Origin of the sequence: Acidovorax sp. (genome assembly GCF_034519795.1) — a bacterium.
In the GTDB taxonomy this organism is placed as follows: domain Bacteria; phylum Pseudomonadota; class Gammaproteobacteria; order Burkholderiales; family Burkholderiaceae_C; genus Acidovorax.
This window is the reverse complement of sequence record NZ_JAXHOB010000001.1, coordinates 109,979-122,740: the sequence shown is the minus strand read 5'-3', so window position 1 is coordinate 122,740 and position 12,762 is coordinate 109,979. Positions and strand designations below refer to the sequence as shown.

10 protein-coding genes are annotated in these 12,762 nt (G+C 69.9%); all 10 read right to left on the bottom strand.

From position 1 onward, the window contains the following. Positions 1-2: 2 nt before the first annotated feature. Positions 3-296 carry a hypothetical protein gene (locus U5N23_RS00580; RefSeq protein ID WP_322590933.1) on the bottom strand — a complete coding sequence of 98 codons (294 nt, stop codon included), beginning with the start codon at positions 294-296 and terminating at the stop codon, positions 3-5. 135 nt (positions 297-431) lie between these two features. Further along, positions 432-917: an NUDIX hydrolase gene (locus U5N23_RS00575; protein WP_322590932.1), complete on the bottom strand. Its 486-nt coding sequence runs from the start codon at positions 915-917 to the stop codon at positions 432-434. A 120-nt stretch (positions 918-1,037) separates the two neighbouring features. Continuing rightward, the gene (locus tag U5N23_RS00570) at positions 1,038-1,541 is read right to left on the bottom strand and encodes a GNAT family N-acetyltransferase (RefSeq protein WP_322590931.1); all 504 of its coding nucleotides are present in this window, start codon (positions 1,539-1,541) and stop codon (positions 1,038-1,040) included. Positions 1,542-1,546: 5 nt separating this feature from the next. After that, positions 1,547-2,254, bottom strand: coding sequence for a riboflavin synthase subunit alpha (locus tag U5N23_RS00565; RefSeq protein ID WP_322590930.1), 708 nt, complete (start codon positions 2,252-2,254; stop codon positions 1,547-1,549). A gap of 114 nt (positions 2,255-2,368) precedes the next feature. Further along, positions 2,369-3,730 carry an esterase-like activity of phytase family protein gene (locus U5N23_RS00560; RefSeq protein ID WP_322590929.1) on the bottom strand — a complete coding sequence of 454 codons (1,362 nt, stop codon included), beginning with the start codon at positions 3,728-3,730 and terminating at the stop codon, positions 2,369-2,371. 89 nt (positions 3,731-3,819) lie between these two features. After that, a complete protein-coding gene (locus U5N23_RS00555; protein ID WP_322590928.1) occupies positions 3,820-4,317 on the bottom strand; it encodes a L,D-transpeptidase in 498 nt (165 codons plus the stop codon). A gap of 11 nt (positions 4,318-4,328) precedes the next feature. Further along, the gene (locus U5N23_RS00550; RefSeq protein WP_322590927.1) at positions 4,329-6,044 is read right to left on the bottom strand and encodes an NAD(P)-binding protein; all 1,716 of its coding nucleotides are present in this window, start codon (positions 6,042-6,044) and stop codon (positions 4,329-4,331) included. Positions 6,045-6,092: 48 nt separating this feature from the next. Continuing rightward, on the bottom strand, positions 6,093-7,088 hold the full coding sequence (locus U5N23_RS00545; protein ID WP_322590926.1) for a two-component system response regulator: 996 nt from the start codon (positions 7,086-7,088) through the stop codon (positions 6,093-6,095). Positions 7,089-7,127: 39 nt separating this feature from the next. Further along, positions 7,128-10,922 (bottom strand): PAS domain S-box protein, encoded by a 3,795-nt coding sequence (locus U5N23_RS00540; protein WP_322590925.1) that lies wholly within the window; start codon positions 10,920-10,922, stop codon positions 7,128-7,130. A gap of 250 nt (positions 10,923-11,172) precedes the next feature. After that, positions 11,173-12,723, bottom strand: a complete 1,551-nt coding sequence (locus U5N23_RS00535) for a polyamine aminopropyltransferase (protein ID WP_416208556.1) — start codon at positions 12,721-12,723, stop codon at positions 11,173-11,175. Positions 12,724-12,762 lie beyond the last annotated feature (39 nt).

The following is a 12,762-nucleotide window of genomic DNA, read 5'->3' as shown; positions in this document are numbered from 1 at the left end:
CCTCAGCCCTTGATATCGCCGATGGTCCCCTTCTCGCTCAGGCATTGCGCGGCCGTCTTGGCCTTGAAGCCGTGGCCCTTGCAGGCGTTCTGGCCCTTGCAGCTGTGCTCGGCGGTGGAGCAATCGCTGTTGCCCTTGCAGTCGTGCACGTTGTAGCAGTGCACCTTGTCGTTGGCGGCGATGGCCGCGCCCTTGGAGCCCTTGGGGGCGTCAGCGGCGAAGGCACCGGACGACAACGCCAGCAGCGCAGCGGCCAGGGCGACAGAAGCAGCGGAGGAATTCGAGGTGGACAGCATGGTGGAAGGCTCCATAAAGGTGAGGGAGGATCGAAACAGGGGGTTTTCAGACCGCACGGCGCCGTGCGATCTGCCTGTTACTTCGCTCCATCCACGCCGCGGGTTACATGCGGCCCCACAAATATTTGCGGCGCGTCAGCCCGAGGTCTGGGTCACCGAGATATCGGTGTGCACCAGCGACACCGGGTAGCGCTGGCCGGCCAGGTAATCGGCCAGGCACTGCAGCAGCAGTGGGCTGCGATGGCGCTCGGGGCAGGCGCGGATCTCGTCAGCCGTCATCCACACCGTGCGCACGATGCCTTCGTCGAGCGTGCGCCAGGCGTGGTGCGTGCCCAGCGTGCCGGCAAAGGCGAACCGCAGGTAGGTCAGGTCGTCGCCCGTGCGCGTCTTGGTGAAGCGGTTGAGGTAGACGCCGATCAGGTGCGTGGGCTCGAAATCGAACGCCGTTTCCTCAAGCACCTCGCGCGCACAGGCGCCTGCGGGGGACTCACCGGGGTCCAGGTGGCCGGCCGGGTTGTTCAGCTTGAGGCCATCGGTGGTTTCTTCCTCCACCAGCAGGAAGCGGCCATCGCGTTCGATCACGGCGGCCACGGTGACATTGGGTTTCCAGCGGTTCGGCATGCCAGCCATTATGACCACGGCCTGCGACGGATGCCCGGCCCGTGGCGCCGTTCAAACAGGCCCGGTGGCCCACGCAGGGCTCTGGGGCGCGGCACCGCCGGCAGCAGGCCGCAGCGCTGGCTAAGGCACGAGCGCTCGCACCATGTAGACGGCCCCCCCGCCGTAGCTCGCCAGCCGCTCGCGCTGCAGCGCATCGGCCAGCGGCTGCACGGCATAGCCGTGGCGCTCCCAGTAGCCCTGCGAGCCCTGCACCGAGACCAGGGCCGTATGGCGCAGGCCCCAGGCGGCGCCCTGGGCCCACAGGGGCGTGAGCAGCGCCTGCGCCAGGCCCTGGCCCGCGCAGGACGGCAGCACCGCCATGTCGTGCAGGTACAGGGTGTCGGGTGCACCGGCCGGGCCCTCGAAGTCGCCGTGCAGTGGCGTGACCTTGCCCTGCACCGAGCGGTAGGCCGCCAGGTAGGCGCAGACCTGGCCCGCGCGCTCGAGCACCAGCGAGCAGTTGGCCGGGCTGGCGAGCCGGCGCGCGAAGACCTCGGCGCTTTCGACGAAGCCCGCGCCATAGCAGGCCAGCTGCACCTGCAGCAGGCCGGGCAGGTCGCGTGGCAGCAGAGCGCGGGGAACCACGGGGGTCAAGGGTTCTTCAGCGCTGGGGGTTGCACGAAGTCTTCCAGCGACAGGCCTTTTTCCTTGAGCAGGGCTTCGAGAACGGGCTGCAGCCGGCCCAGGCTTTCCTGCACGGCCTCGCGCACGGTGTCCACCACCACCTGGGTGCTGCGCTCGATCTCGATGTTCAGGCGGTCGCCGGCCTTCTTGCCCTCGAACACCGTGGCACGGCGCGTTTCGGGGATCAGCCAGACCTCGAACCAGCCCTCGGCGCGGTTCACCTCGGCCACCGTGAGGCTGGCGCCATGGATGGCGATGTAGCCCTTGGCGAAGACGTACCTGCGAAACTCGGGCGGTACGGCCACGCGCCACACCAGGTTGTTGTCGAACTCGCGCACGCTGTCCAGCGTGCCCGAAAAATCGATGTGGCCCGACAGCGGGTGGCCGCCGATCTCGGCACCGTCCTTGGCTGCGCGCTCCACGTTCACGCGGTCGCCCTGGCCGTAGCTGCCCAGCGTGGTGATGTTCAGGCTCTGCTGCATCACGTCGAAATTGGCCTGTGTCGGCGAGAGGATCTCGGTCACCGTGAGGCACACGCCATCGGTGGACACACTGGCACCAATGGCCAGGTCCTGGCAGAAGCCCTCGGGAAAATCGAGCGTGAAGGTGCGCAGGCCTGCGCGGTCATGGATGGCGGCAATGCCTGCCGTGGCTTGAACGATGCCTGTGAACATGGTGGCGCGGCTTTCGGGGTGGGGCCGCCGATTTTGCCACCCGACCCCGCGCCGCGCTGCCCGCCATGAAAAAGGGCTGCCACAGGGCAGCCCTTTGTGCAGCGAGCGCAGCGCTTACTTCGCGCGCAGCAGCTCACCCGCTTCGAGCAGCACCAGCTCGTTGTCGTCGGCCTTGTTCGGCTCGCGGCTGGAGCTGAAGGGCAGATTGTTGTCGTTGCCGACCACGATGTGCGTGCCATCCACCACGTCCACGTTCTCGATGGTGAAGAACGGGAAGGTGAGCACACCGTTGTTCAGCGGCTTCTTCGCCAGGCGCCTGGGGTCCTGGATGGCCATCAGGTCGATGTAGCCCACCTTGCGCAGCGGGCCGCCGACGTTGGCGTCGGTCAGCTCGATCTTGTAGACGCGCTTGAACTTGGCCAGGTCGTGGAAGCAGTCCGCGCGCTTGACGCCTTCGGGGCAGGCCTTGTCGGCCGTGCCTTCGCCGTTGTCGCGCTCGATGATCAGGCCGGTGGTGGCGTCGATCATGTTGAAGTCGCCGATGGCGTGGTGGTTGGCTTCGAGCACGTACTTCCAGTGGCGGCCGGTCCATTGCTCGGTCTTCACGTCGAACTCCAGCACGCGCAGGTACTGCTTGCCGTCCACGGCTTCGTAGGCCTTGCCGGCCTCGTTCCACAGCGGGCCTTCGAGCAGGGCGTAAAGCTTGCTGCCGTCCTTGGACGAGGCCATGCCTTCATAGCCTTTGGAGCGCCTGACCTCGAAGGCCGGGGCCTTGGCGTCGGGCGCGCCGGCCGTGGTGATGGCCGGGTGGTCGGGCGAGCGCACGGGCTTGCCGTCCACCTGTGTCTCGAACACCGCGAGCACGCGGCCCGTCAGGTCGGCCTTGACCAGGTAGGGCCCGAACTCCTCGCCGATCCACAGCGCGCCACCGGCGAACTGGAAGCTCTCGGGATCGAAATCCGCACCCGTGAGGTAGCGCTTGTCCGTGCCTTCGTGGGTGATGCGAAACGGCACCTTCTTGTCCGGGTCGTGCAGGAACACCGTGGCCAGGCGCTTGAACTGGCCGGCCTTGAAGTCCACCTGGTAGTGGCTCAGGTGCAGCATGAAGTCGGGCGAATTGGCCTTGGCGCCAGCGCCGTTGTCGGTGAGGATCCAGAACGAACCATCGGCCATGCGCTTGATGCCCGAGTGGCCCTGCAGCGGCTGGCCGGCGAAAGGCAGCGAGATGCCGGTGGGGCGGCCGCCCGACAGGCCTTCGACCGAACCCAGTGCCTCCACGCGCTTGCCCGTGGTGAACTTGCCACTGACCTGCAGGTCCTGCGGTGCATCCTTGGGCGCGGGCACCAGGCTCATGGCGGGCATCACTGCATGGCCTGCGAGCGTGGCGGGGTAGGCTTGCTGGGCCTGGGCGGTGAGGGAAGCAGCGGCAGCGCAGGCGAGCAGGGCGCTGGCGGCAATGGAGGAGAGTCGGGACATGGTCGCAGACGGCAGGAAATGTAAACCGGCGACGATGCCCGGCGCACGTGACGGGCGCGTGACACCCGGCCCCTGGGAGCGGCGCAGCGCTATGCCGCGATGTGCACCGGCGTCCCCACCGCCACCCGCCCGAACAGGTCCATCACATCGGCATTGGCCATGCGCACGCAGCCATGCGAGGCGGGCATGCCCAGGGGCGTGCCATCGGGGCAGCCGTGGATGTAGATGAAGCGGCGCAACGTATCCACCGCGCCACCCCGGTTGAAACCCGGCTCGCAACCCGTGAGCCACAGGATGCGGCACAGGATCCAGTCGCGCCCCGGGTGCTGCGCCGCAAGCTCGGGCGAATACAGCTCGCCCGTGGGCCGGCGCCCCACGAACACGGTGGCGGCGGCGCAGCCCGCGCCCACCTTGGCACGCACGCGGTGCAGGCCGCGCGGCGTGCAGCCGCTGCCATGCGACTCACCCACGCCGTGCAGCGCCGTGGAAACGGCGTAGCGGCGCACCAGGGCATCGCCCCCATACAGATCGAGCTGCTGGCGCGGCACGCTGATGTGCACCTCCACTTCGCGCGCCGCGCCTGCCATGCCAGCGCCGCTCAGCCGGCGGCCACCAGCCCGGCCGCATGGCCGCGCGTGAAGGCCTCTTCGAACACCGAATAGCCCGACCAGTCGCTGTGCGCGAACGCCAGGCGCGCCGTGGCCGGCGTGGGCAGCACGGCCACGCGCTCGCCGCCCGCCAGGCGCACGCGCCTGTCGGGCGCCCGGTAGCGGCCCGGCTGGTGCAGCCAGCCCAGCAGCCCCGGCGTGGGGATGGACATGGCATGGCCGTAGCGCGTAATGTCCATGCGCGTGGCGCGCTGGGCCAGGTCGGGGTGCGGGCCGGCCAGCGACTGCAGGGCCGCCTGCGCCCAGTGCGACCAGGGCTGGGTGGCCAGTTGCTGGCGGCCATCGGGCACATCGCCCAGGGCCTGGTAGTAGGTGAGCACCGTGGGCCCGGGGCGCGGGTCCAGGCGCTGGTGGCCCGCGTCCACGTAGCCCAGGCCGCCGGGGTTGGCATCGGCATAGAGTACGTTGTCCCAGGCGGGTGCGGCGCCTGCGCGGTCGGCCAGCGGCGCATCGATGTGGATGTTGGCCACCAGCCAGGGCGCCCAGGACAAGCGCTGCGCCGTCTCGGTGAGGAACGCCGGCGGGTTGCGCACCACGCGCGCGGCCAGGAACACCGGCAGCGCCACCACGCAGCGCGGCGCCTGCCAGCGCTCGACATTGCCCGAGGCATGGTTGAGCGCATCCACCTGCACGCCATGGCGCCCCTCGGTGATGCGCAGCACGCTGCTGCCCGTGGCCAGCTGCCCGCCTTCGCGCAGCGGTACCGCCAGGCGCTGCGTGAGCCAGCCATTGCCCTCGGGCCAGGTGAGCACGCCCTCGCGGTCGTCGCTGCCCGCGTCGCCTGGCGCATGGAAGCCATGGCGGCTGGCGAAGTAGTGGATGCCGGCCCAGGCCGACACGCGCGCCGTGCCCGCGCCATAGTCGTCGCGGCAGCAGTAGCCCAGATACCAGCGCAGGTGCGCATCATCGAGCCCCTCCTGCGTGAGCCAGGCGTCGAAGGAGAGGGCGTCGAGCGCCTGGTGCGTGGGCGACAGCGCCCGCTTGCCGTCGAAGGCCTTGAGCATGGGCATGGTGAAGCGCGCCGCCTTGGACAGCGCATCCACCCGCTCCGAAAATCGGCGGTACTGGGCCAGCGTGGCTTCGCCCACGCCGTGCACCGGCAGCAGGCCCTCCTGCCATTCGCCCTCGAAGTACAGCCGCTCCTGCGGGCTGTGGCACAGGTGGCGCTCGTCGTAGCGCCAGCGGCCGGCCACGCGCTGGCGCAGTCCCAGTTCCTCCAGCAGGTCCTGCACCTCGCTGGCATCGTCGCCGGGCACGGGCAGGTAGTGCGCGCCCAGGGGGCAGGCGATGCCGCCGACCATGCCGCCGCGGCTGTTGCCGCCGGCCTGGTCTTCGAGCTCCAGCAGCGCGAAGTCCTCCACCCCGGCCAGGCGCAGCGCGCGCGCCGCCGCCAGGCCGGCCACGCCGCCGCCGGCGATGATGACCTGCGCGCGCCGCACCACGGAAGGCCCGGGCAGGGTGCCCCTGTGCAGCATGTCGCGCAGCGCATGGCCGCGCTCCATGTCGATGCCGGCAAAGCCGCCTTCGAGCGTGCGCGGCGCCTTGTCGCAGCCCTGCAACAGTCCGCCTGCGGCGAACAGGGCGCCAGCCTGCAACAGTTGCCTGCGTCGCGGAGATGGCGGGAGGGAGGGGGGCGCAAGGGACATGGAGCCGTACTCTACGTCACCCGCAAGCCAGTCCCCAGCAACGGGGGGTCAGTCCTTCCAGCGCGCCTGGATCTCCTGCAGCTGCGGCAGTTGCGCGATGAACACCTCCACCATGCCCGGATCAAAGTGCTTGCCCGCCTGGGCGCGCAGGTGGGCCAGGGTGTTCTCGATGCTCCAGGGCTCCTTGTAGGGTCGGCGCGCCGTGAGCGCGTCGAACACATCGGCCAGGGCGACGATGCGCGACTCCACCGGAATCGCCTCGCCTGCCAGGCCCTGCGGGTAGCCACTGCCGTCCCACTTCTCGTGGTGCGTGAGCGCGATGGAGTGGGCCAGGCGCAGCAGGCCGCCGGTGTGCTCGCCGATGATTTCGGCACCGATCTGCGGATGGCGGCGCATGGTCTCCCACTCGCCGGCATCGAGCGGGCCGGGCTTGCGCAGCACAGCATCGGGGATGCCGATCTTGCCCACGTCGTGCATGGGCGCGGCGTTGAGCAGGTCCTCGGCCCAGGCCGGCGAGTGGCCCAGCGCCAGCGCCAGCACATGGGCGAAGTGGCTCATGCGGATGACGTGCATGCCCGTCTCGTTGTCCTTGTACTCGGCCGCGCGGCCCAGGCGCTGCACGATCTGCAGCCGCGTCTCGCGCAGTTCCTCGGTGCGCACCAGCGACAGGTGGGTGCGCACGCGGGCGCGCACCACCGGGGCGCTCACGGGCTTGGTGATGTAGTCCACGCCGCCCACGTCGAAACCGCGCGCCTCGTCCTGCGCTTCGGTGAGCGCGGTGACGAAGATCACCGGGATGTTCGCGGTGGCGCGGTCGGCCTTGAGGGCCTGGCACACGCCGTAACCGTCCATCTGCGGCATCATCACGTCGAGCAGCACCAGGTCGGGCCGCTGCTGCGCGGCGATCTGCAGCGCGCGCGCACCATCGGTGGCGAACAGCAGGCGAAAGTCCTCCTGCAGGATGTGGCGCAGTACCTGCAGGTTGGTGGGTTCGTCATCCACCAGCAGCAGGCGCGGGCGATGGTCTTCGGGGGCGGCCGTCATGGGGCTTCCTTCGGGTGCCGGGGGCGAGGGTTCCGATTTTCAGGCATGCATTTCCCCCGGATGCAGCGGCGCCTGCAGATGGCGCTGCAGAGCCTGCAGGCAGGCGCGCGCCTCGTCGAAGTCGAAGCGGTCGAGCGCCTCGTGCAGGCTGTTGAGCGTGACCGCGGGCAACTCGCCCTCGAGCACCGCCAGCGGCGCATCGGCCAGCTCCCCCTGCGCCAGGGCAGCGGCGAGGGCCGCAATGGCCGCCAGCACGCGCTCGCGCTGGGCCTGCTGCAGGGGCGCCGGTGCCGGCGCCGAACCCTGGCGCTGCGCGTCGGGCGCCTGCGGGCTGAGCAGGGCACCGCCCACGGCATCGAGTGCCGTGGCCAAGGCCAGCAGGGCCACCTGCACCGCACCGGCATCGCGCTCGCGGGCGGCCTGCTCGATCTGGCCGGCAAACTGCTGCACCGCAGGCAGCGCCAGGTTGCCGGCCGCACCGCGCAGGCGGTGGGCGCGCGCCGCCAGGCTGTCCCAGTCGTCCGCCTGGTGCGCGGACAGCAAGCCGGCCAGCGCCACGCCGCTCTCCTGCATGAAGCGCTCGATGGCCTCGCGCAGGTAGCGCGCCTGCGTCCACAGCCGCACCCCCCGGTCCCATTCGATGGCCGGTGCCACAGGGGCCGTCGCCGGTTGCCGGGCGGGCGCCACGGCCTGCCGTCCCTCGCCAGGGGGCAGGGCACCGAAGATGCTGGCCACGGCGAACACCGGATCGCCGCCGTCTTCGCGCACGCCGATCACGCGCGCGATTTCGGCCATGAGCCGCACGGGCTCCACCGGCTTGCTGGCAAAGCCATCCATGCCGGCGGCACGGGCGTTGCGGCGGTCCTGTTCGAGCACGCTGGCCGAGAGGGCCACGATGGGGGTCGGCTTGCGCCGGCGCGCCTGCTCGAAGCTGCGCAGGTGCCGCGTGGCCTCCAGGCCGTCCATGTCGGGCATCTGCAGGTCCATGAGCACCACGTCGAAGCGCTCCTGCGCGAAGGCCTCCAGCGCCAGGGCGCCGCTGGCCACGGCCGTGAGCTTGTGGCCGCCGCGCTGCAGCGTGATCTGCAGCAGCTCCAGGTTGGCGGGCACGTCGTCCACGGCCAGCACGCGCAGCGTGGGCAGGGGCGCGCGCAGCCAGTCGCGGGTCGTCGAGGGGCCGGTATCCACTGGCGCCTGACCGGTGCGCAGCGGCAGGCGCACGGTGAAGGTGCTGCCCTGGCCCACCTGGCTGGCCACCGCGATGCTGCCGCCCATCAGTTCGGCCAGTTGGCGGGCGATGGTCGTGCCCAGGCCCGTGCCACCGTAGCGGCGCGTGGTCGAGGCATCGGCCTGCGCAAAGGGGTCGAAGATGCGCTGCAGGCCGGCGGCGTCGATGCCGATGCCGGTGTCCACCACCTGCAGCACGAGCTGCGCATCGGCGCCGGCCACGCGCAGCGTGACGCGGCCCTTGTGCGTGAACTTGATGGCGTTGCCCATCAGGTTGAGCAGCACCTGCTGGATGCGAAAGGCATCGCCCTGCCAATGCGTGGGCACGCCTTCGGGATAGTCGAGCACGACCTCCAGCCCCTTCTTGGCGGCGTTGATGCGCAGCGAGGCCAGGATCTGCTCGCACAGCTCGCGCAGGCTGAAGTCGGCCACTTCCAGTTCCACCGCGCCTTTTTCGAGCTTGGCGGTGTCCAGGATGTCGTTGAGCAAGCGCAGCATGGAGCGCGCCGCATGGTGCACCGTGCCCAGGTGGCGGCGCTGGGTGCTTTCGAGCGGGGTGTCGAGCAGCGCCTCGGTGAAGCCGATGATGGCGTTCATGGGCGTGCGGATCTCGTGGCTCATGTTCGCCAGGAAGGTGCTGCGCGCCGCCGCCGCATGCTCGGCCTGCTCCTTGGCCGTGCGCAGGTCGGTCTCCATGCGCCGGCGCACGGTGAGGTCGGTGGCGAACTTGACGATCTTGAAGGCCCGCCCCTGCGCGTCGAAGATGGGGTTGTAGGTGGCCTGGATCCAGACCTCGCGCCCACCCCGGCCCAGGCGCAGGTACTCCCCCGCATTGAACTCGCCCTGGCCCAGGCGCGCCCAGAAGGCCTGGTAGGCCTGGCTGCCGGCGTACTCCGGCGTGCAGAAGATGCGGTGGTGCTGGCCCTCGATTTCGGCGAGCGTGTAGCCCATGAGGTCCAGGAAATTCCGGTTGGCGGTGAGCACCCGGCCCGTGAGATCGAACTCGATCACCGCCTGCGAGCGGCCGATGGCGGTGACCGTGCCCACGAACTCGGCGTTCTGCGCCTTGGAGGCCGTCATGTCGGTGATCACGCCATCGATCCACTCGACTTCACCTCCCGGCCCCGCGACACCCCGGCCCGTTTCGGACACCCAGCGGACGCCCCCATCACGCGTGTGCAACCGGTACTCCAGCACATACGACCCACCCGCAGCCAGGGCGCGCGCCACCTGCTCACCGATGCGCGCGGCATCGTCCTCGTGGACGATGCGGCCAAAGGAGACGCGGCGCTGCAGAAAGTCCTCGGCCGGCCAGCCCGTGAGGGCTTCGACCGCGTCGCTGATGAACAGCATGGACCAGTCGGCGTCGTAGCGGCAACGAAACGCCACGCCCGGGATGTTGCGCACCAGCGAGCGCAGCTGCTCCTCGCCGCGCTGGCGCTCCTGTTCCATGGCCCGGCGCTCGGTCAGATCGGTCAGGAAGCCCACCAGCACGGGCGGGCCGGGCAGGTCCACGCGGCCGACCACCAGCCGCACCGGCACCAGGGTGCCATCCTTGTGCACCACGTGGATGTCCTTGTCCTTGCCCACCTGGCGCGCCTGGCCCCGGGACAGGTCGCGCGGCAGGTAGCTGTGCGGCGTGTCGGCATAGGCGGGGTCCACGAGCATGCGCACGGGCCGGCCCACGGCTTCCTCGGCGGTCCAGCCGAGCATGCGCCGCGCGGCGCCATTGAAGGAGCGGATGGTGCCATCCGCATCGGCCATGATGATGGCGTCCATCGCCGTCTCCACCACGGAACGCAGGCGCGATTCGCTCTGCTCGGACCTGCGCAGCAGCCAGCGGACGCGCAGGCCGATGTTGACGGTGGTGACCACCAAGCCCACCAGCACGGCCATCAGGGCGATGGCCAGTGCCATGTACCAGGCCTGTTCTGGCACCGACCCCAGGTCCGGCACATTGCCGGACACGCGCACGGCCGCGATGCTGATGTAGTGCATGCCGGCGATCGCCAGGCCCAGCACCAGGCCGCCCAGCAGCGTGCTCAGCCAGGGTCGGCCCGTCCAGGCGCGCTGCATGCCGAAGCGCAGCCACAGCGCCAGGATGGCCATGCCCACCGCGAACACGAGGGAGGCCAGGAAGCCGCCCACGTCGTAGCGGATCAGTGGCGCCGCATCGGATGCCGACATGCCGGCGTAGTGCATGACGCCGATTCCCGCGCCCACCAGGGCACCACCCCAGGTGATGGCGCGGCGGGTGGGCTGCTCCTGGGTGAGCACGTGCAACGCGATCCACGAGGCCACCAGGCTGGGAAGAAACGACAGCGCCGTGACCCAGGGCTCGAAATGGCCATTGGCGCACAGGTCGAACGCCAGCATGCCCACGAAATGCATGGACCAGACGCCCCCGCCCAGCGCCACCGCCCCGGAAGCCACCGTGAGGTTGCGGCGCAAGCGGTCGGGCGCGCGCAAGGCCAGCGCTGCCAGATGCAGCGCCATGAGGGAAGAGGCGATCGCCAGCGCGACCGACAGGGCCACCAGCCAGGGGTCGTGCCCCCAAAGGTTCTGTAGATCCCGCTCTGCGCCGACAACGAAGAATCTCTCGAACATCGGACGGAAGAATGTAAGCGTTGGTTTCCATTCTGCCGGGAAGCCCGTGAGCGATTGACCCACGTGCCCTGTAACCCCCCCAACTCCCGGGTTTGTTACATCCGCGCGGCATGGATGCAACAGCGCAGGCCCCTAACCCCAGGTCCCCACAACTGGCGCGGCCCAGGCCAGCGCCCCCGCGCAAGGGCCGCCCCGCCGCGCTGGGGGCGTCCCCCTCAGGGGGAAGGCGCGCAGCGACTCAAGGGGGAGACTAATGCCCGACCACCTTGCCCCATTCCCGCTCGTAGGTGTGCACCAGGGCCTGGTTGGACAGGCGGTTCACCTCGGCCGGCAGGCGCGCCATGTCGAGCGGAAAGTCGAACAGCAGGGGCAGCGTGCCCATGCTCAGGAAGCGCAGGTCCGCCGGCAACGCTTCGGGCATGCGCCAGGGGCGGCGGCTGGCCACCACGAAGCCCCATTCGCCGAAGCTCGGCACGTGCGCGTGGTAGGGCGCCGTCTTCAGACCCACCGACTCCATCGTCTGCACCACCGTCCAGTAGCTCTGGCGCGCCACCAGGGGCGAGGTGGTCTGCACCACGGCGTAGCCGCTGGCCGCCAGGCGCTTGTCCAGCAGCGCGTAGAAGCTGTTGGTGTAGAGCTTGCCGATGGAAAAATTGGTCGGGTCGGGGAAGTCCACCACGATCACGTCGAAGACGTCTTCCGCCGCGTCGCAGCCGTGGGCCTTGCAGTGCTGCAGCCACCGGAAGGCATCGGTATTGACCACCTGCACCTTGGGCGAGCGCAGCGCGTCGCCGTTGAGCCGGGCGAGCGTCGGGTCTTCGCTGAACAGGCGCGTCATGGCCGGGTCCAGCTCCACCAGGGTGACGGATTCGACCGAGGGGTACTTGAGGACCTCGCGCACGGCCATGCCGTCGCCGCCGCCGAGCACCGCCACGCGCCGGGGCGCGCCGTGCGCCGCCATCGCGGGGTGCACCAGGGCCTCGTGGTAGCGGTACTCGTCGCGCTCGGCGAACTGCAGGTTGCCGTTGAGGTACAGGCGGTGGCCCAGCTTGCCATTGGTGACGACGATGCGCTGGTAAGGCGAGGCGCTGCTGATGACGATGCGGTCCTGGTAGAACTTGTCCTCCGCAAAGCTGGTGATGTGGTCCGCACCGACCAGCCCGGCCAGCAGCAGCGCGATCACGGCCAGGCAGGCAAAGGCATGCGCGCGCAGGCGGCGCAGCTCATGGCGGAACAGCCAGACGGCCCACAGTGCAACGAAGGCATTCATGAGCCCGAACAACAGACCTGTGCGGATGAGCCCCAGCTGCGGCACCAGCAGCAGCGGGAAGGCCATGGACACGGCCAGCGCGCCCAGGTAGTCGAAGGTCAGCACCTGCGAGACCAGGTCCTTGAGCGCCACGTTGCGCTTGAGGATGCGCATGACCAGCGGAATCTCCAGCCCCGCCAGCGTGCCGACCATGAACACCATGCCATACAGCAGCAGGCGAAAGGCCCCGGGCGCGTAGGCGTTGGCCAGGAACAGCGTGGCCGGCAGCACGCCGCCGATCAGCGCCACCAGCAGTTCGACGCGCAGAAAGTGCGCCGGCAGCTGCCGCTCGAAATAGCGCGACAGCCACGAGCCCACGCCCATGGCGAACAGGTAGGTGCCGATGATGGTGGAGAACTGCAGCACCGAGTCGCCCAGCACATAGGAGGCGAGGGCACCGGCCGCCAGTTCGTAGAGCAGGCCACAGGCGGCCACGACGAACACGCTGGCCAGCAGCGCGACATCGATGGGGCGCACGCCCGGTGCGGGCACGGGGGGGAGGGAGGTGGTGGTAGGGTTCGAGGACAAGCC